The sequence below is a fragment of the Pseudomonas sp. AC016 genome, assembly GCF_979253365.1.
The window spans coordinates 4,536,778-4,557,053 of the sequence record NZ_CEEDCC010000001.1 but is presented as its reverse complement, the minus strand read 5'-3'; the positions used below and the strand labels follow the sequence as shown (position 1 = coordinate 4,557,053).

The 20,276-nt window shown below is 59.9% G+C and carries 17 protein-coding genes; 8 read left to right on the top strand and 9 right to left on the bottom strand.

Translation table 11 applies throughout. From position 1 onward, the window contains the following. Positions 1–117: 117 nt before the first annotated feature. The 9 genes from AC0IXS_RS20520 to edd all read right to left on the bottom strand — a co-directional run bounded on the left by AC0IXS_RS20520 (position 118) and on the right by edd (position 11,080). The gene (locus AC0IXS_RS20520) at positions 118–1,479 is read right to left on the bottom strand and encodes a carbohydrate porin (protein WP_471825551.1); all 1,362 of its coding nucleotides are present in this window, start codon (positions 1,477–1,479) and stop codon (positions 118–120) included. A 127-nt stretch (positions 1,480–1,606) separates the two neighbouring features. Beyond that, positions 1,607–2,767, bottom strand: a complete 1,161-nt coding sequence (locus AC0IXS_RS20515; protein WP_029241967.1) for an ABC transporter ATP-binding protein — start codon at positions 2,765–2,767, stop codon at positions 1,607–1,609. A 2-nt stretch (positions 2,768–2,769) separates the two neighbouring features. Further along, the gene (locus AC0IXS_RS20510; RefSeq protein WP_004878567.1) at positions 2,770–3,615 is read right to left on the bottom strand and encodes a carbohydrate ABC transporter permease; all 846 of its coding nucleotides are present in this window, start codon (positions 3,613–3,615) and stop codon (positions 2,770–2,772) included. Next, positions 3,608–4,516, bottom strand: a complete 909-nt coding sequence (locus tag AC0IXS_RS20505; protein ID WP_004878565.1) for a carbohydrate ABC transporter permease — start codon at positions 4,514–4,516, stop codon at positions 3,608–3,610. The genes AC0IXS_RS20510 and AC0IXS_RS20505 overlap by 8 nt, the downstream gene beginning before the upstream one ends. A 104-nt stretch (positions 4,517–4,620) precedes the next feature. After that, positions 4,621–5,907, bottom strand: a complete 1,287-nt coding sequence (locus AC0IXS_RS20500; RefSeq protein ID WP_191954010.1) for an ABC transporter substrate-binding protein — start codon at positions 5,905–5,907, stop codon at positions 4,621–4,623. A gap of 129 nt (positions 5,908–6,036) precedes the next feature. Next, on the bottom strand, positions 6,037–7,443 hold the full coding sequence (locus tag AC0IXS_RS20495) for an ATP-binding protein (RefSeq protein WP_194732929.1): 1,407 nt from the start codon (positions 7,441–7,443) through the stop codon (positions 6,037–6,039). A 61-nt stretch (positions 7,444–7,504) separates the two neighbouring features. Then, positions 7,505–8,242, bottom strand: coding sequence for a response regulator (locus AC0IXS_RS20490; RefSeq protein WP_004878560.1), 738 nt, complete (start codon positions 8,240–8,242; stop codon positions 7,505–7,507). A 49-nt stretch (positions 8,243–8,291) separates the two neighbouring features. Further along, positions 8,292–9,257: a glucokinase gene (locus AC0IXS_RS20485; protein ID WP_004878557.1), complete on the bottom strand. Its 966-nt coding sequence runs from the start codon at positions 9,255–9,257 to the stop codon at positions 8,292–8,294. Further along, positions 9,254–11,080 (bottom strand): phosphogluconate dehydratase, encoded by a 1,827-nt coding sequence (gene edd, locus AC0IXS_RS20480; protein ID WP_057409672.1) that lies wholly within the window; start codon positions 11,078–11,080, stop codon positions 9,254–9,256. Before edd ends, AC0IXS_RS20485 begins: the two co-directional genes overlap by 4 nt. A gap of 219 nt (positions 11,081–11,299) precedes the next feature. Between edd and gap the strand changes: the two genes are divergently transcribed. The 8 genes from gap to gcvH all read left to right on the top strand — a co-directional run bounded on the left by gap (position 11,300) and on the right by gcvH (position 20,269). After that, positions 11,300–12,301: a type I glyceraldehyde-3-phosphate dehydrogenase gene (gene gap, locus AC0IXS_RS20475; RefSeq protein ID WP_025995014.1), complete on the top strand. Its 1,002-nt coding sequence runs from the start codon at positions 11,300–11,302 to the stop codon at positions 12,299–12,301. A gap of 201 nt (positions 12,302–12,502) precedes the next feature. Next, entirely contained in the window at positions 12,503–12,973 is a 471-nt protein-coding gene (locus AC0IXS_RS20470) for a YbaN family protein (protein ID WP_122669207.1), read from the top strand. Positions 12,974–13,054: 81 nt separating this feature from the next. Next, entirely contained in the window at positions 13,055–13,411 is a 357-nt protein-coding gene (locus tag AC0IXS_RS20465) for a DUF5064 family protein (protein WP_057409670.1), read from the top strand. 265 nt (positions 13,412–13,676) lie between these two features. Further along, positions 13,677–15,185 (top strand): sigma-54-dependent transcriptional regulator, encoded by a 1,509-nt coding sequence (locus tag AC0IXS_RS20460; RefSeq protein WP_057409301.1) that lies wholly within the window; start codon positions 13,677–13,679, stop codon positions 15,183–15,185. 185 nt (positions 15,186–15,370) lie between these two features. Further along, positions 15,371–17,086: a PAS domain-containing sensor histidine kinase gene (locus AC0IXS_RS20455; protein WP_161987276.1), complete on the top strand. Its 1,716-nt coding sequence runs from the start codon at positions 15,371–15,373 to the stop codon at positions 17,084–17,086. Continuing rightward, the gene (locus AC0IXS_RS20450) at positions 17,071–17,460 is read left to right on the top strand and encodes a response regulator (protein WP_057409299.1); all 390 of its coding nucleotides are present in this window, start codon (positions 17,071–17,073) and stop codon (positions 17,458–17,460) included. The genes AC0IXS_RS20455 and AC0IXS_RS20450 overlap by 16 nt, the downstream gene beginning before the upstream one ends. A gap of 9 nt (positions 17,461–17,469) precedes the next feature. Continuing rightward, on the top strand, positions 17,470–19,587 hold the full coding sequence (locus tag AC0IXS_RS20445) for an EAL domain-containing response regulator (protein WP_471825546.1): 2,118 nt from the start codon (positions 17,470–17,472) through the stop codon (positions 19,585–19,587). Positions 19,588–19,885: 298 nt separating this feature from the next. Further along, positions 19,886–20,269: a glycine cleavage system protein GcvH gene (gene gcvH / locus AC0IXS_RS20440; protein ID WP_191957193.1), complete on the top strand. Its 384-nt coding sequence runs from the start codon at positions 19,886–19,888 to the stop codon at positions 20,267–20,269. The last annotated feature ends 7 nt before the right edge of the window (positions 20,270–20,276 follow it).

Here is a 20,276-nt window from a genome sequence, read left to right as displayed (position 1 = left end):
CGCGTCCTGAAAAAAAGGGAATTCAAGCCAATAAAAAACGGGCAGCCAGGCTGCCCGCAAAGCACACACGACCCTTGATCGCTCTATGCGTCATTCATGATTCATGTCAGCTCTGAATCAGAACTTCGACTGAATCTTCAGACCTGCCACGATGGCATCGTCAACCTTGTCAACACCGCCCGGGTGCTTGACGTACTGCAGGTTGGGACGCACGGTCAGCCAGTTGGTGACGTGGAAGCCGTAGTAGATCTCGGAGTTGTATTCGGTCTGCTGCACTGGCAGGAAGCCCGGATTGTCGTAGTCGTTGATGTTGTTGATCTGGTTCTGCAGACGGCGGCGATCCTGAACATCATCGTTTACGTGGATACGGGCGAAGCCGATGCCGATGTCATCCTTCGGACGGGAATCGAACGGACCTTTATAGGTGAAACCGATCTGCTGGTAGTTGTCGACAAAGTTGGTTTCCTTGTCGTGCACGGTGGCGTTGGCGAAGATGCTCAGACCGCGCGAGGCATCGCCGTTGTGTGCAGTCAGCTGTTGCTGAGCGACGACCCACCAGCCTTTCTTGCTGTCATGCGACTTGAACGCAGCGCCGGTAACAGCCTGAGGCTGACCGTTGACGTCTTCATAGACATCGTCGGCATTCGGCGTGCTCTTGTAGAAGCCGACACGGTATTCACCCGGCAACGAATTGACGGTAGGTGTCCAGACCAGTTCCACCGGCAGGATCATGCCCTTGGTGCCGCTGCCGCTGAGCTTGAAGCCGTTGCCGGTTTCCAGGTTCGACGGGTTCTGCTCGTACACGCCGACCTGCGCATACACTTTAGGCGTGATGTTGTATTTCACGCGCAAGGCCCACTGGCTGATTGGCCAGTTGTACCAGGTGTTCACGTAGTTACCGACCTGCGAGCCGCAGAACGACAGGTTCTGGAAATCGCACGGGAAGCTGTTGAAGTCTTCGCCCGGTCCGAAACGACCGACCTTGACGTCCAGCGCGCCGTCGAAGTATTTCTGCTTGACCCACATTTGCGTCAGACGCCAGGTCTGACCACGACCCCAGACTTCCTGCGAGGAGCTGAGGGTGCCGGCGCGAGGATCGCCGATGCGGTCGTTAGAGATGTTGCGGCCACTACGCTCGGTGATCGCCAGCTTGAATTCAGCGTCGTTCCAGCCCAGCACCTTCTCCAGATCGACCTTCATGCCCAGCGCGAACTGATCGCTGTAACGGCCGGTCTTGTCATCGTTGTAGCCGCCCTTGATGTTGCTGGCCATCTCGGACACGTATTCCAGCGAGAAGTCGTAACCCTTGTCGAGCAGCTCGGTACGCTTTCCGCCCCAGTCACCGGTCATCCATGGTGAGTCGTAGGAAAACGCATCTGCCGCATGAGCGCTACCTGCCAGGCTCATTGCACCAATAACGGACAGCTTGCCTACCAACTGCAGCCGGGAATGCGATTTAGCCTTGTTGATCTTCTTCATCCCATCAATCCTCGTTTTATTGTTATTAGCTTTGGTTTACGTCTTACATCACTGCTTCGTGTTCGCTGGTGGGTCGCTTGCCTGAGCGAAAGGCGACCCGCCAGCTGTGCTCGGGTGGATCAAGCTATCACTTGCGGCTCAACTGGGAAACATTGTTGACACGCTCAGCCGAAGGCTGGCTTCCCAGCACGCCCAGACGCTCACCGCTCTTGGCGTCGAACAGCAATACCTTCGAAGGATCGAATTGCAGGGTCAGGCTTTCGCCGACCTGTGGCGCGACGTCCGGCGCCAGACGGCAGCAGACTTTACTCTGATTCAGCGTGACGAACACCAGCGTGTCCGGACCGGTCGGTTCAGTAACCTGAACTTCGGCCCGTATGGTCGGCAGCGCGGTAGGTTCGCCGCTCGCCAGGGTGATCTGCTCGGGACGGATGCCCAGAATGATTTCCCGATCCTCAAGCCCTGCGTCGCTGACGCCAACCGGCAGTTCGCAGCGCGCCTGACCGCTGTCGAGCAGCGCCACCAGACGGCCGTCCTGGCGTTGCAGGCGCAATGGGATGAAGTTCATCGGCGGCGAGCCGATGAAGCTGGCCACGAACAGGTTGGCCGGGTCGTTGTAGATCTGCTTGGGCGTACCGAACTGCTGGACGATACCGTCCTTCATGACCGCAACCTTATCACCCAATGTCATGGCCTCGATCTGGTCGTGGGTCACGTACACAGTGGTAGTCTTCAGACGCTGGTGCATCAATTTCATTTCGGTACGCATTTCGACACGCAACTTGGCGTCGAGGTTGGAAAGCGGTTCGTCGAACAGGTAGATCTTCGGACGGCGTGCCAGGGCACGGCCCATGGCCACACGCTGTTGCTGACCACCGGACAGCTGACCCGGCTTGCGGTTGAGCAGGTGCTCGATCTGCAGCAGCTTGGCGACCCGTGCCACCTCTTCTTCAATGGCGGCAGGCGCCATCTTGCGTATCTTCAGACCGAACGCGATGTTCTCTCTCACGCTCATGGTCGGGTACAGCGCGTAGGACTGGAATACCATCGCGATGTCACGATCCTTCGGGCTGGTGCCGCTGACGTCTTCGCCGTCGATCAGGATCGCGCCGCCAGTGATGTTTTCCAGGCCCGCGATGCAGTTCATCAGGGTGGATTTGCCGCAACCGGACGGACCGACCAGGATCAGGAACTCGCCGTCCTTGATCGACAGTTCGATGTTCTTCAGCGTGTCCGGCAGGTTGGTGCCGTATGTCTTGTTGACGTTGCGTAGCTCGAGAGTCGCCATGATTACCCCTTGACCGCGCCGGCTGTGAGCCCACGCAGGAAATACTTGCCAGCCAGTACGTACACCAGCAGTGTCGGCAGCCCGGCGATCATCGCCGCCGCCATGTCAACGTTGTATTCCTTGGCGCCGGTGCTGGTGTTGACCAGGTTGTTCAGCGCCACGGTGATGGGCTGCGATTCGCCACTGGAGAACACCACGCCGAACAGGAAGTCGTTCCAGATCTGAGTGAACTGCCAGATCAGGCAAACCATCACGATCGGCGTCGACATCGGCAGGATGATGCGGCCAAAGATAGTGAAGAACCCTGCGCCGTCCAGGCGTGCAGCACGCACCAAGGCATCCGGCACGCTCACGTAATAGTTACGGAAAAACAGCGTGGTGAACGCCAGGCCGTAGACCACGTGAACGAACACCAGGCCCGTGGTGGTGTTGGCCAGGCCCATCTTGCCCAGCGTGAAGGACGCAGGCAGCAGAACGGTCTGGAACGGCAGGAAGCAGCCGAACAGCAACAGGCCGAAGAACAGTTGCGAGCCGCGGAATTTCCACATCGACAGCACGTAGCCGTTGAGCGCCCCGATGGCGGTGGAGATGATCACGGCCGGAACGGTGATGCGCAGCGAGTTCCAGAAATAGCCGTCGACGATGTCCCAGGCCTTGACCCAGCCGATGACGGTGACGACGCTCGGCCAGCTCAACAGGTTGCCGGTGCCGATGTCTTCCGGAGTCTTGAAGCTGGTGAACAGCATGACCACCAGCGGTACCAGATAAATCAAACAGGCCAGCAACAGCACGGCGTGAATCACCACGCGGCTGAAGCTGATGCCTGGCTTGCCTACAAGACTAGTCATTGCGCTTGGTCCTCAGCTCGGAATACAGGTAAGGCACCAGAATCGCCAGGATCGCGCCGAGCATCAGAATCGCACTCGCCGAACCCATGCCCATCTGGCCACGGCTGAAGGTGAAGGAATACATGAACATGGCGGGCAGGTCCGAGGAGTAACCGGGGCCACCGGCCGTCATCGCCGCCACCAGGTCGAAGCTCTTGATCGCGATGTGCGCCAGGATCATCACCGCACTGAAGAACACCGGCCGCAGGCTTGGCAGCACCACACGCCAATAGATCATCGGCAGGCTCGCGCCATCCATCTGCGCAGCACGGATGATCGATTGATCGACTCCGCGCAGGCCGGCCAGGAACAGCGCCATCACAAAGCCGGACGACTGCCAGACAGCGGCGATCACCAGGCAATACACCACACGGTCAGGATCGATCAGCCAGTCCAGGCGGAAGCCTTCCCAGCCCCAGTCGCGCAGCATCTTGTCCAGGCCCAGGCCCGGGTTGAGCAGCCACTTCCAGGCCGTACCGGTGACGATCATCGAGAGCGCCATCGGGTACAGATAAATAGTGCGGATCGCGCCTTCGCGACGGATGCGCTGGTCCAGCAGAATCGCCAGAAAGACACCGATCACCAGACTGATGCCGATGAACATGCCACCAAACACTGCAAGGTTCTTGCTCGCGACCCACCAGCGGTCGTTGTCCATCAGGCGCGCGTATTGCGCCAGACCGACCCACTTGTAGGACGGCAGGAACGTCGAGTTGGTGAACGAAAGGACGAACGTCCACAGGATGTAACCGTAGAAACCAACCAACACGATGAACATGCTTGGCGCCAGCACCAGTTTCGGTAGCCAGCGTTGCAATGTATCCAGTGGCGAGGCTTTGCTGAACACAGCGACAGAGCTCATCGGGAGTATCCCATTCGGTGTATCGAATTCAGGCCACAGGCACGGGTGAAATCGTTTTCCGATTCCACCCGCGCAGACTGCAGCGGTACGTCAGGTTATGCGGATTACTGGGCTGACTTGACGGCGGTGGCCAATTGCTTGGCGGTCGCGGCCGGATCGGCTGACGGGTTGTTGATGTAATTGGTGATCACATCAAAGAACGCGCCCTGAACTGCCAGCGAGGTGGCCATGTTGTGCGCCATGCTCGGTTGCAGACCGCCGGTTTTCGAATCCGCCAGGAAGTCCTTGGCTGCGGTTTGCGCGCAGGAATCGAAGCCGTATTTGGCCATGTCGTTCAGCATGTCTTCGCGAACCGGAATCGAGCCCTTGTTGATGCTGAAGACCTTCTGGAAGTCCTCACCCATCGCAACCTTGGCCAGGTCCTGCTGGGCAGCGGTCGTGCCCTTGTCCTGCTGCTTGAACACAGCCAGCGAGTCGATGTTGTAGGTGAACGCCTTGTCGGTGCCCGGGAAAGCTACGCACTGGTAATCCTTGCCCGCGACTTTCTTGGCGGCGGTCCATTCACTCTTGGCCCAGTCACCCATGATCTGCATACCAGCCTTGCCGTTGATGACCTTGGCCGCTTCCAGGTTCCAGTCCTGACCCTTGCCGTCGGCGTCCATGTAGGTCGCGACTTTCTTGAGTTCGGTGAGCGACTTGACCATGCCTTCGCCAGTCAGCGCATCCTTGTCGAGATCAACCAGGGCTTTCTTGTAACCGTCTGCACCCATGACCGACATCACGACCGCTTCGAACACCGTGCTGTCCTGCCATGGCTGACCGCCGTGAGCCAGCGCAATGAAACCGGCTTTCTTCAGCTTGTCGCCAGCGGCATAGAATTCTTCGAGGGTGGTCGGCGCCTTTTCAATACCGGCTTTCTTGAAGACCTCAGGGTTGATCCACAGCCAGTTGACGCGGTGAATGTTCACCGGCACGGCGACGTAATCACCGTCGTACTTCACGGTATCGGAGACTTTCTTGTCCAGCAGCGAGTCCCACTTTTCAGCCTTGGCGACGTCTTTCAGCGCGTCGGTGTCGAGCAGGCCGGTGGACGCCCATTCCTGAATGTCCGGGCCTTTGATCTGCGCAACGCCAGGCGGGTTGCCGGCAACGGCGCGGCTTTTGAGCACGGTCATGGCAGTGGAACCACCACCACCGGCCACGGCGCCGTCTTTCCAGGTGAAGCCGTCTTTTTCAACTTGCGCTTTCAGGACATCAACCGCAGCTTTTTCGCCACCCGAGGTCCACCAGTGCACGACTTCTACAGTGCCTTTGGCATCAGCAGCATGGGCGCTCAGCGGGAACAGGGAGGCGAGGGAGATGACAACGGCGAGGCGTGACATTGAATTCATCGAATTGACCTTTCTTGTTGTTATGCATGAGCAAGTCTGGTGCTTGCGCTTCGTGGGAGTCTAACCAAGCGAATCGCGAGGACGGTAACGAAGGGATGCGCGAATGTCACCGGATGGTTACATTCGATATCACTCTGATGTACGCGGCAGGTACAGCGTGACGCGCAGCCCGCCTTCGCGAAGATTCTGCAGGCTGACTTCCCCGCCATGGCTATGGGCGATATTGCGCGCGATGCCCAGCCCCAGGCCGTAGCCTTGCTGATTGCCGCCCGCCAGACGGAAATGCGGCTCGAACACATGCTCCAGCCTCTGTTCGGGGACGCCCGGCCCTTCGTCATCGACATGCAGCACAAAGGCCAGCGCGCTGTCCTCGACCTTGAGGTGCGCCCGGTCGCCGTACTTGAGGGCGTTGTCGATCAGATTGCCGATGCAGCGCCTGAGGGCCAGCGGCTTGCCGGGATAGCAGGACAGGGCTGCGCCGGTCTGAGTGACACGCCCTTCTCCGTCGGGACGCAGATAGGGCTCGACGAGACAGTCGAGCAGCACGTTGAGGTCCACCTGCTCGATGTTTTCGTGGATGTCGGTGTCCTTGACGCACTGCAGCGCGCCCTTCACCAGCAGCTCCAGTTCGTCGAGATCGCGTCCGAACTTATATTGCATCTGCTCGTCTTCCAGCAGCTCGACACGCAGTCGCAGGCGAGTAATCGGTGTGCGCAGGTCGTGGGAAATGGCGCTGAACAATTGGCCGCGCTCGGTCAGGTAGCGACTGATCCGGGTGCGCATGGCATTGAAGGCACGGCTCACTTCGACCACTTCACTGCCGCCGCCCTCCACCACCGGCTCGACATCCGCGCCCAGTGACATGTCCCGCGCAGCGCGTGCCAAGCGTTTGAGCGGCCGGCTTTGCCAGTGCACCAGCAGGCCAATGAACAGCAGCAGAAACGCGCTGGTCAGGCCGATGAACCAGACCTGTTGAATCGGCAGATCCTGCTCTTCGAGGGTGGTGTAAGGCTCGGGCAGCAACGAGGCGATGTAGAACCATTCGCCGGGCGCCATTTCAATCTGCGTGACCAGCACCGGCGGGTTGACCGGCTCCAGGGTCAGTGCGTAATGCGCCCAGGAACGCGGCAACTCGTCGAGCTTGAGCCCGCTGTTGAAAATTCGCAGATCATCGGGTTTGACGAACCACACGGCAATGTCGGGATCGTTGCCCAAGTGCTGACGAAGCACCTGGCCGACCACATCGAGCACCGCCTGTTTGCGCGGCGTGGGTTGCAGGATCTGCATGTCCAGCGGGTGATCGTTGAGCGACACCACGAAGCGCGTGCCGCCCATGCTGCGCAACTGATCCAGCACCAGCGGGCGATAGGCGAGCGGCAGGGAACGGAAGTAACTGACGCTGGCCGCCATCGAATACGCCAGGCTGCGCGCACTGGTCACCAACCCTTCCATCTGGGTGGCTCGCAGTTGCGACAACCAGATCACGCTGGACAGCGTCTGAGCGATCAACACCGCCAACAGGGTCAGTAATAGCATTCGCCCGAGCAACGAGCGCGGTAGCGGCAGGCTGCGTTTTTTTGGGCCTGCCACCGGCGTGTTAATAACCGCTGCCCGCTTGAGCGTTGACGTTGGCGGCCAGCAGATATCCGCTGCCGCGCACGGTCCGGATCAGACGCGGCGACTTGCCTGTGTCACGCAGCCGCTGACGCAGGCGGCTGACCGCCATGTCGACGATGCGCTCCAGCGGCATCAGCTCACGGCCACGGGTGGCGTTGCCAATGGTGTCGCGATCAAGAATCTGCTGAGGGTTATCCAGAAACAGCTTGAGCAAGGCGAAGTCGGCGCCCGACAGGATCACTTCTTCGCCGTCGTTGTGAAACAGCCGGTGACTGACCATGTCCAGACGCCACTCGTCGAACAGGATAACGTCGCCACCGGGACGTTCCTGACCGAACTGCGCGCGGCGCAACAACGCCTTGATCCGAGCTTGAAGTTCGCGCGGGCTGAACGGCTTGCCCAGATAATCGTCGGCGCCCAGCTCCAGACCAATGACCCGGTCGGCCTCGTCGGAACTGGCGGTGAGCATGATGATCGGCACATGCGGCTGACGCGGATGCTGGCGCACCCAGCGGCACAGGCTGAAGCCGTCTTCGTCGGGCAGCATGACGTCGAGAATCAGCAGGTCGCTGGACGCCTCGTTGAACGCCTGACGAAAACCTGCGCCGTCGCCGACCGTGCGAACCTGAAAACCGGCACGGCTCAGGTAGGTGTCCAGCAACTCCCGAATCTCCTGGTCGTCATCCACCAGCAGGATCGATTTACTGACTGAACTCACGTGAAGGCGTCCTCGTTGGCTGTTGATTTTTTGTTGTTATGGCCGCGGTTCAGATGTCTGAACCGAAGGCCTGTTGCAGCGCAACCCCCGCGCCCATCAGGCCGGGATATTCGGCGGTGACCAGCCAGACGGGCAACCCCTTGAAATAATCGCTCATCACGCCCTTTTCGGCGAGTGCGCGCTTGAAGCCGCTGTTCATGAAAAAGTCGGTAAAGCGTGGCACCACGCCGCCAGCGATGTAGACACCGCCCAGGCCGCCCACCGTCAGCACCTGATTGCCGACCACGCGGCCCAGAAACACACAGAACTGGTCCAGTACAGCCGCAGCCACCGGGTCGCCTGCAAGCGCTGCTGTGGTAATGGCGGCCGGTGACTTGAGCTCAGGCTCGATGTCATCCAGCGCGCAACTGACCTGATACAGCAGCAACAGGCCTGCACCGCTGAGCACCACTTCCGCGCTGACATGCTCGTGCTCGGCCATCAGCCGCGTCCACAGCAGCGCTTCACGTGCCGTCCCGATCGGCAGGTCGACATGACCACCCTCGCCCGGCAACGCCAGCCAGCGCGTGTCACTTTCCTTGATCAGCGTGCCGACCCCAAGCCCGGTGCCCGGCCCGACCACGGCACGTGGGCGATCCGGCTTGCCGACACCGTGACAGACCGTCAGGTACTCGTCGTCCTTGAGCCGGGTCATGCCCAGCGCCATGGCGGTGAAGTCATTGATCAGCAGCAGGTGGTCGACTTTCAGGTCTTCGCAGAACGCCTTGCGGCTCAGCTCCCAATGACTGTTGGTGAACTGGAACAGATCGCCATCCACGGGTCCGGCAACCGCCAGACAGACGTAGCCGATGTCGCCACGCTTGAGTTCGAGGTCCTGCAGGTAGACCTCGATGGCTTTTTCCGGACCGATGTAGTCGATGGTCGGGAATACGCGGACAGAATGCAGCGTGTCGTCTTCCCAGATGGCAAAACGAGCATTGGTACCGCCTATATCACCGACCAGGGCCAACTTCACTTAAGCGTCTCCAGACTAGAGGTAAAGGCGCAAGCGCCCTGCTCTGCGGAGCTGAAGGCCATGCGCATGAATCCAAACAGCTCCCGACCGCAGCCGACGCTGTTGTCGATCTGGCAGGTGGCGGGTTCTCTGGTGGCCAATTCTGACGCTTCGACCAGAACTTGCAACGTTCCTTTCACGCCATCGACGCGAATCACGTCACCCTCTTGCACAAGCGCAAGAGGACCGCCCACGTAAGCTTCCGGGCAAACGTGAATGGCCGCAGGGATCTTGCCCGAAGCGCCGGACATCCGTCCATCGGTTACAAGAGCGACCTTGAAGCCACGGTCCTGCAGCACGCCGAGGAACGGCGTCATTTTGTGCAATTCGGGCATGCCGTTGGAGCGCGGCCCCTGGAAACGCATGACTGCAACGAAGTCACACTCCAGCTCACCGGCCTTGAAGGCATCGGCCAGTTCCTGCTGATCCTGAAACACCTTGGCAGGCGCTTCGACGATCTGGTGCTCAAGAGCCACGGCGGACACCTTCATCACGCCACGGCCGAGGTTGCCCTCCATGACGCGCAGACCACCTTCCGCAGAAAACGGACGGGACACCGGACGCAGGATGTTCTCGTCCAGACTTTCCAGCGGGCCTTCGCGCCAGACCAGCTTGCCGTCTTCCAGAAACGGCTCCTTGGTGTAGCGGCTCAAGCCATAACCGGCCACGGTGTTGACGTTTTCGTGCAACAGGCCGGCCGCCAGCAATTCGCGGATCAGGAACGACATGCCGCCCGCTGCCTGGAAGTGGTTGATGTCGGCCTTGCCGTTCGGATAGACGTGGCTGAGAGTCGGCACGACTTCCGACAGGTCGGCCATGTCCTGCCAGGTCAGTTTGATACCGGCTGCCATGGCGATGGCGGGCATGTGCAGGGTGTGGTTGGTCGAGCCGCCGGTAGCGTGCAGGGCCACGATGGAGTTGACCAGCGAGCGCTCGTCGACGATTTCGCCGATCGGCATGAAGCTGCCGCTCTGCTTGGTCAGGCGCGTAACCTGATGAGCAGCCTCAGTGGTCAGCGCGTCACGCAGCGGGGTGTACGGGTTGACGAACGAAGCGCCGGGCAAGTGCATGCCCATCACTTCCATCACCAGCTGGTTGGTATTGGCAGTGCCGTAGAACGTGCAGGTGCCGGGGCTGTGGTAGGACTTCATCTCCGAGTCCAGCAGCTCCTCGCGGGTCGCCTTGCCTTCGGCATAGCGCTGTCGAACGTCTGCTTTCTGCTTGTTGGAAATGCCGGACACCATCGGCCCGCCCGGCACGAAAATGGTCGGCAGATGACCGAAACGCAGTGCGCCCATCATCAGGCCCGGCACGATCTTGTCGCAGATGCCCAGCATCAGCGCGCCATCGAACATGTTGTGCGACAGCGCCACGGCCGTGGACATCGCGATCACTTCGCGGCTGGCAATCGCCAGTTCCATGCCTGGCTCGCCCTGAGTCACGCCATCGCACATCGCCGGCACACCACCAGCAAACTGACCGACCGAACCAATGTCACGTAAAGCCTGTTTGATCTGGTTGGGGAAGTGTTCGTAGGGCTGATGCGCGGAGAGCATTTCGTTGTAGGAGGAGACGATGGCGATGTTGGCGGCGTTCATCATCCGCAGGCTCTGCTTGTCTTCCGGACCGCAGGCCGCGACGCCGTGAGCGAAGTTGGCGCATTGGAGTTTGCCGCGCATCGGGCCTTCGCTGGCTGCGCCGCGGATCAATTGAAGATAGCGCTCGCGGGTATCACGACTGCGAGCGATCAGCCGCTCGGTTACTTCAAGAATGCGGGGATGCATGTGATGAACTCCAGGCTAACGTCTATGGTCACCCGTAAAGACGGTTCCGATGATCGGGGCCGAATGCTGTCGCGCAAAGGCCTGGTTTCGATCAATGGGGCATGCCTTTCAGGCTTGTAGTTGTAGATAAAACAAAATATTGCCACTAAAAAGGCTTGTTTTCTATTTCTATGAGAATAATCTTGTAATTCCAACAACAAATTTATGAAGGACGGCTGTATGACTCTTCGTATCGCAATCAACGGTTTTGGCCGCATCGGCCGCAACGTCCTACGCGCACTGTATACCCAAGGTTACCGACAGGACCTGCAGGTCGTCGCCATCAACGATCTGGGCGACAGCGAAATGAATGCGCACCTGCTGCGTTTCGACACTGTACACGGCCCGTTCAGCGGCACCGTGGAGTGTGACAAAGAGAGCCTGACGGTCAATGGCGACCGTATCGCCGTGAGCGCGATCCGCAACCCTGCGGAGCTGCCATGGAAGTCGCAAAACATCGATGTGGTGTTCGAGTGCACCGGCCTGTTCACCAGCCGCGACAAAGCCTCCGCCCACCTGACTGCCGGTGCGCGCAAGGTCATCATCTCCGCTCCTGCCAGTGGCGCAGATGCGACCATCGTCTATGGCGTGAACCACGACACGCTGCGTCAGTCGCACCAGATCATCTCCAGCGCTTCCTGCACCACCAACTGCCTGGCGCCGGTTGCCCAGGTGCTGCACCGTGAACTGGGTATCGAAAGCGGCCTGATGACCACCATTCATGCCTACACCAACGACCAGAACCTGATCGACGTCTACCACACCGACCCGTACCGCGCGCGCTCGGCCACGCAGTCGATGATCCCGAGCAAGACCGGTGCCGCCGAAGCGGTCGGCCTGGTGCTGCCGGAACTGGCGGGCAAGCTTACGGGTATGGCGGTGCGGGTTCCGGTGATCAACGTGTCGCTGGTGGATCTGACCGTCACCCTGAAACGCGAAACCACTGCTGAAGAAGTCAACGCGCTGATGAAAGAAGCCAGCCAGCACTCCAAGGTACTGGGTTACAACACCCTGCCGCTGGTCTCCCACGACTTCAACCACAACCCGCTGTCGTCGATCTTCGATGCCAACCACACCAAAGTGAGCGGCAAACTGCTCAAGGTGCTGTCCTGGTACGACAACGAATGGGCGTTCTCCAACCGCATGCTGGACAACTGCCTGGCGCTGCATAACGCCGAGTAATGCATCCGGCTGATCGTGCCGATGCTTTGCGTCGGCATGCAGCTCTTGGCGCTCCGACAAGACCGCCAAGGCGCATACCTCGTTCGTCCTCACGGGCAGTAACGCCCGTTTCCTGATTGCGCAATGCCTGTTTCTTGCCCCTGACGGCCGAACGCCAGGGCGTGCCTGCGTCAACTCGCCGGCAGGTGAAATGGCGCACGCATGAAAAAGTGTCAGGTGCTGTTAAGCTGGCCGGGCTTTTCGAACCTGCCTGTAGAGACCATGACGTACAAACCACCCGGCTCCAGACTTTCACGCTTTCTGTTTGGCATTCTCGCGTATGCCAGCCTGGGCATCGGCATTGCCGCGATTTTCATCCCCGGCCTGCCGACCACCGAGTTCATTCTGCTGGCCGCGTGGGCTGCGACGCGCAGTTCGCCGCGCCTGAACGCCTGGCTGGAGAACCACCGCGTGTTTGGGCCGATCCTTTACAACTGGCGCAACGGCCGACTGGTCACCCGGCGCGCCAAGATCAGCGCCACGGTCAGCATGCTGTTCTGCGCGGTGATGATGCTGAGCCTGCTGACCCATGTCTGGTGGCTGTACCTGGCGATAGCCGGAATGGCGCTGGGCAACCTGTGGATCTGGTCGCGACCCGAGCCAGTGAAGGCCGAGCGCCCGCCTTCGCGCTGAAGAGTGGTCCGACATCCGGCTGAACCGCCCTGACGCGAACAGTGTCCTACGTGGACACTCAATTTCAATGGGGCAATCTCCATGTTCGAGCCAGGCCATCTGCACATGACTCACGCGGCGTTCCAGCCATCGGATGTCGCCTACGACATTCATCTGCGTTACGAAGTGAGTCAGGATCCCAACGAGGGAACCGGCATTCATTTCACGATGCAGGGCGAGATTGATGGCAAGAGCTTTTCCGAAGCGTTCGACCTGCCCCGCGATCTGGCTTTCAACTTTGCCCACGACGCTGGACGCATCGCCCTCAAGCATGGTCTGCCCCACAGCGATTCCCTGCCGATTGCCAAACATCCGGATTACGACCGCATGTTCGAAGACATCCGCGACAAGCTGGACGCCAAGTCCGGCGATCCGGTAGAGCCTGAACATCTGGTGTAAGGCATCTACCGGACGCAGAGCGTCCTGAGCGGCATTCCCACGCGGAGCGTAGGAACGATCAGCGTAAGGTTGATGATCGTGCCCACGCTCCGCGCTCATCGTTATACATAAGTCCGCCTCAACACTGATCGTGCCCATCGCTCTACGTGGGCACGCCGCCCGTGACGCTCCGCGTCACATTCTCGGGTCATCACGCTGAATTTCACCAAACGCCGCGCCACAGGGCATACTTGCCAGCCTCTCGTTTGCGAACCCGCTCTGCCTCATGCGTATCCATGTCAGTTTCATCGACCGTGTCGGTATCACCCAGGAAGTGCTGGCGATTCTGGGCGGGCGCAATCTGAATCTGGATGCCGTCGAAATGGTGCCACCCAACGTCTACATCGACGCGCCGACCCTGAGCCATCAGATGCTCGAAGAGCTCAAGGACGCGTTGTTCAGGGTGCGGGGTGTCGAGGCGATCACAGTGGTGGACATCCTGCCCGGTCAGCGTCGTCACCTGCAGCTCGATGCACTGCTGGCGGCGATGACCGATCCGGTTCTGGCGCTGGACAGTGCTGGTCATGTGTTGCTGGCCAACCCGGCACTGATCGCGCTGATCGGCCGCGAGCCTGCGGGTGAACCCATTGGTGAATTGTTCGCCGACCCCAGCCTGCAAACCGCATTGCTGGACAATGGCTTTCGTCTGCCGCTGCGCGAAATCACCCTCAATGGCGAAGCGCTGTTGCTCGACGCTACGCCGATCACCGAAGCGGGCGCGCTGATCACCTTGTACCTGCCCAGCCGGATCGGCGAACGCCTTTCAGCGTTGCACCACGACCACGCCGAAGGCTTCGATGCGCTGCTGGGCGAGTCACCGGCCATCCGCACCCTCAAGGCGCGTGCCCAGCGAATTGCCGCACTCGATGCGCCTCTGCTGATTCAGGGCGAAACCGGCACCGGCAAGGAACTCGTCGCCCGTGCCTGCCACGCCAGCAGCGCCCGGCATGGCGAGCCGTTTCTGGCCCTGAACTGTGCGGCGTTGCCGGAGAATCTCGCCGAAAGCGAGCTGTTCGGCTACGCCCCTGGCGCCTTCACCGGCGCCCAGCGTGGCGGCAAGCCGGGCTTGATGGAGCTGGCAAACCAGGGCACGGTATTTCTCGACGAGATTGGCGAAATGTCGCCCTATCTGCAGGCCAAACTGTTGCGTTTTCTCAACGACGGCAGCTTTCGGCGGGTGGGCGGCGACCGCGAGGTCAAGGTCAATGTGCGCATCCTCAGCGCTACCCACCGAGACCTTGAAAAGATGGTCAGCGAAGGCACCTTCCGCGAGGACCTGTTCTACCGCCTCAACGTCCTGAACCTGGAAGTGCCGCCCCTGCGCGAACGCGGCCAGGACATCCTGCTGCTGGCACGCTACTTCATGGAGCAGGCCTGCGCGCAGATCCAGCGTCCGGTCTGTCGTCTGGCCACAGGCACCTACCCTGCCCTGCTGGGCAACCGCTGGCCGGGCAATGTCCGGCAACTGCAGAACGTGATCTTCCGCGCGGCAGCCATCAGTGAAAGCGCAGTGGTGGATATCGGCGATCTGGACATCGCAGGCACAGCTGTGGCTGGCCAGAACACGCTCGAGATCGACAGCCTTGAGCATGCCGTAGAGTCGTTCGAAAAGGATTTGCTGGAAAAGCTCTACGCCGACTATCCCTCCACTCGCCAACTGGCCGCACGACTGCACACTTCACACACTGCCATCGCCCACCGGCTGCGCAAGTACGGAATTCCCGGCAGGTCTTGAACGCCTCTTGCCCGCACTGACAAACGGCCGATCTGAAGCAAACCTTTGGTAGCTATTTAATGGCAAACGACTGATAGTCAGTGTGTAACTGGCAAACACTTTCTGGAGTGGCCGGTCGCTAGACCAACGGTCGCAGACGGTATAGCCTCGTCCTCAGGCTGGTTCACGAAGTCACGGGAGCAATGATGCAAACCCCGCCAGTAGAACCTGAGTCTCGCGACGAAAGGAGCACGGAATCACGTCGTCAGAAATCCCTGCTCAAGACAGGCGCGCTGCAGGACGCGATTTTCAACAGTGCCTACTTTTCAAGCATCGCCACCGATGAGCACGGCGTCATCCAGATTTTCAACGTGGGCGCCGAGCGCATGCTCGGCTATCAGTCCGAAGATGTGGTCGACAAGATCACCCCGGCAGATATTTCCGACCCCACCGAGCTGATCGCCCGTGCGGCGGCACTCAGTTACGAACTCAATACGCCTATCACCCCCGGCTTCGAAGCGCTGGTGTTCAAGGCGTCTCGCGGCATCGAAGACATTTACGAACTGACCTACATCCGCAAGGACGGCAGTCGACTGTCGGCCATGGTCTCGGTCACTTCATTGCGCGACAGCAACGAAACCATCATCGGCTATCTGCTGATCGGCACCGACAATACGGCACGCAAGCAGGAAGAAGAAACCCAGGCCCTGCTCGACCAGCGGCTTCGTGATCAGCACTTCTATACCCGGTCGCTGATCGAGTCGAACATCGATGCACTGATGATGACCGACCCGCAGGGCATCATTTCCGACGTCAACAAACAGATGATGGCGCTGACCGGCCGAACCCGTGATGAGCTGATCGGCGCGCCGTGCAAGAACTTCTTTACCGACCCGGCCAGCGCCGAAGCCGCCATCAAGCGGGTGCTCAGCGAACACACCGTCAGCGATTACGAGCTCACTGTGCGCGCCTACGATGGCACCGAAACCGTGGTGTCCTACAACGCCGCGACCTTCCACGACCGCGACCGCAAGCTCAAGGGTGTGTTTGCCGCCGCCCGCGATGTCACCGAGCGCAAGCGCTTCGAACGCACCCTGGAAGAGAAGAACGTCGAGCTGGAACATGCCAGCCACATGAAGTCCGAATTCCTCGCCACCATGTCCCACGAGTTGCGCACGCCGCTCAATGCCGTCATCGGTTTTTCCGAGGCACTGCGCGACGGCATGGTCGGCGACATGACCGACACGCAACGCAAGTACATCGGTGACATCTTCAACAGCGGCCAGCACCTGCTGTCGCTGATCAACGACATTCTCGACCTGTCCAAGGTCGAGGCCGGCATGATGGAACTGGAGCTGGAGCCGGTCGAGCTGAGCGAGCTGCTGAGCAATAGCCTGCTGATCGTTCGTGAGCAGGCTGCGCTGCAGAGCATTCAGCTCAAACTGGAGTCCGAAGCGGATTTCGGCCTGATGGAACTGGACCGGCGCAAGACCAAACAGATCGTCTACAACCTGCTGGCCAACGCGGTGAAGTTCAGTTCACCCGGCGGCTGGGTCACGCTGGCTGTACGGCAAGTGCCCCGTACACTGGCTGGCACGATCAAGGGCGACTGGCCGACTTATGGCTTCGAGCTGCCCCTCAGTGAACATGATCAGTTCCTGGAACTGAGCGTCAGCGACACCGGGATCGGCATTGCACAAAGCGACATGAGCAAGCTGTTCAAGGCCTTCAGCCAGATCGACAGCAGCCTGTCACGCAAATTCGAAGGCACGGGGCTGGGGCTGGCGATGGTCAAACAACTGGCCGAACTGCACGGCGGCAGCGTTGCGGTCGCCAGCGTCAAGGATCTGGGCGCTCGTTTTGTGGTCTGGCTGCCGATTCGCGCCCACACACCTGTGGAGGCGCCATGGCCCAAATCCTGATCATTGAGGACAACCCGGCCAACATGCGTCTTGCCGAATTGCTGCTGACCAGCGCCGGGCATGGCGTGACCGCTGCAGCCGATGCCGAGACCGGTCTCAGACTGGCGCAGGAGTGTCAGCCGCAGTTGATTCTGATGGACATTCAATTGCCCGGAATGGACGGCCTGCAGGCCACCTCATTGCTCAAGAGCGATGCCAGGACCGCGACCATCCCCGTCATTGCCCTGACCGCCATGGCCATGAAGGAAGACGAAGAAAAAATCCGTCTGGCCGGCTGTGATGCCTACATCACCAAGCCCCTTCGTTACAAGGAACTGTACCGGGTCATCGAGACCTTGCTGGAAAAGAATCCGCCCGAACGGCCAACCACCTGAGTACTCGTCATGCCCGAAACCAACGCAACGATATTGATTGTCGATGACGACGTCCATGTACGCGATCTGCTGGAAGTGCTCCTGCAGAATCAGCACTATCGGACGCAGACGGCGGAGTCCGGCGAGCAGGCGCTGGAGATGATCGAGAAGCATGCACCTGACCTGATCCTGCTGGACATCATGATGCCCGGCATGGACGGCTATGAAGTGGCCAGTCGGCTAAAGTCCGGGAAGACCACTTCCAATATCCCGATCATCATGCTGTCGGCACTCGACGAGCGCAGCGCGCGCATTTCCGGGCTGGAGGCGGGCGCAGAAGAATATCTCAACAAACCGGTGGACAGCGGCGAGCTGTGGCTACGGGTGCGCAACCTGCTGCGGCTCAAATCGTTCGGCGACTACATGAAAGACCACAACCTGATCCTCGAGGATCAGTTGCAGCAACGGACCATTGACCTGGAGCGCTTTCGCTCGGTGATGGACGCCTCGGACGATGCGATTTTCCTCATCAACCGCAACACCATGAGCCTGATCGAATTCAATCGGCGGGCCTGCCAGTTGCTGGGGTATACCGCCGACGAGTTGCAGCGCAAGACACCTGCGGAACTGGGCGAGAGTTCCATGGAACAGCTGGAAGTGGTCTATGACCAGATCATCGCCGGCAATGGCCCGAGCGAACCACTGGAAACCCTGATCCGCGACAAGAGCGGTCGGGATGTGTCGGTCGAGATCCACCGCCAGGCCTACCAGGCGGGCGACGACTGGATCATCGTCGGCATCGTGCACGACATCACCCGGCGCAAGGAGTCCGATCAGCGTCTGCTGAAAATGGCTCACTACGACAGCCTGACCGGCCTGCCCAACCGCGACCTGTTTTACACCAGCCTGCAGATGGGTCTGACCCAGGCCGCCGTCAGCCGCTGGAAGCTGGCGGTGATGACCGTCAACCTGGACGGCTTCAAGAACATCAACGAAACCTGGGGCCACGTGCTCGGTGATCAGACCCTGCTCGAAGTCAGCAAACGTCTGGCGCGGTGCCTGAATGCCAGTGACACGCTGGGCAGGGTGGACGGCGACGAATTCGCGCTGATTCTGATGATCCGCGAAGGTCAGGCCGATACTCACCAGATACTGGAGCGCATCCGCACCACCTTGCGCACGCCCTTCCAGATCGAAGACCAGCGGGTGGTGATGACCGCCAGTATCGGCGTCGCGCTGTTCCCCGAGGACGGCGAGGACGCCCGTGAACTGGTGCGCCACGCTTACACGGCGATGAACAACGCCAAGAAGAAAGGGGTGGATGGCTATCGGTTCTACACCGCCCAGATGAACACCGAGGTCTCGGAGCGTCTGGACCTTGAAAACGCACTGCGTGAGGCCGTCCAGCAACGCGCTTTCGAAATCGCCTACCAGCCCAAGGTCAGCCTGGAAGACGGCAGCATCTGCGGACTTGAAGCCCTGCTGCGCTGGCCGCGCCCGGATCAACCCAGGATATCGCCCGCCGTGTTCGTCCCGGTGCTGGAAAGCCTAACGCTGATCAGTGAAGTGGGCAGCTGGATGATCGACAGCGTCTGCGCCCAGATTGCCCTGTGGCAACGTTCAGGACTGGGATCGTTTCAGGTAGCGGTGAACGTCTCCGGCCAGCAGATCGAGGGCAGCGGCCTCATTGCCGACATCAGTCAGTCCCTTGAGCGTCATCAGATTGATCCACGGTGGCTTGAAGTCGAATTGACGGAAAGTTCGCTGATGGAGAACACTTCGCACACCATCACGACCTTGCAAACCCTCAAGAACATGGGCGTGAGAATTTCCATCGATGACTTCGGCACAGGCTACTCGAGCCTGGCTTACCTGCGCCGGTTCCCCATCGACAAGCTCAAAATCGATATCGCCTTCATCCGTGAAGTGACCAGCAACCCGCAGGACGCCGCCATTGCCCGAGCGATCATCGAGCTGGCGCACAGCCTGGACCTGAAAGTTATTGCAGAAGGTGTTGAAACGCCCGAGCAACGAGCCTTCCTGACCGAGAACCACTGCGATCAGATTCAAGGCTATCTGGTCAGCAAACCGTTGCCGCTGGACGAACTCGAACTCTATTTGCGGTCGCGTCAGGGTGTGCCTGCATAACGGAAAATCGACTGTTGCAGAGGACAACCGTCAGGCAGGCATCTTTCGTAATGAAATCATTCCATTGTAATGATTTCATTCCAGAATGGGCTGACCCTGTGCAATCAAGGCCTTGATCGGCAGGGATTTTTCTGGAACGCAGTGACTGTAGCGATTTCGCTACACCTGCTGATTTCAAGGACGATCACAAAACGCCTTAACCATTGATTCAAAAAGACAAACACAAAGTGGCAACGATATTGCTTTGCTTCAGGGATAACGTCGCGCCCAGCGCGAGAATCTGTCCCGAGGAGTTTTTATGAGCGAGTTGCGCTTCACTGTCGATCACGAATGGCTGCGTGCCGAAGACGATGGCAGTGTCACGGTCGGTATCACACCCTATGCACAGGAATCGCTAGGGGATGTGGTATTCGTACAGCTCCCGGAACTGCAGGCCTACACTCAACACGCCGAAGTGTCGGTCGTGGAATCGGTAAAAGCCGCAAGCAGCATCAACATGCCGCTGGACGGTGAGGTGGTCGATGTCAATTCGGCCCTCGACGCCACGCCGGAACTGGTCAACGAAGACGCCCTCGGCGCCGGCTGGTTCTTCCGCTTCATTCCGCAAGACGCCACCGCCATCCACGGCCTGATGAATCAGGACGCCTACGACCGCCTGATCAAAGCCAACGCCGAAGCCTGAGGAGCGA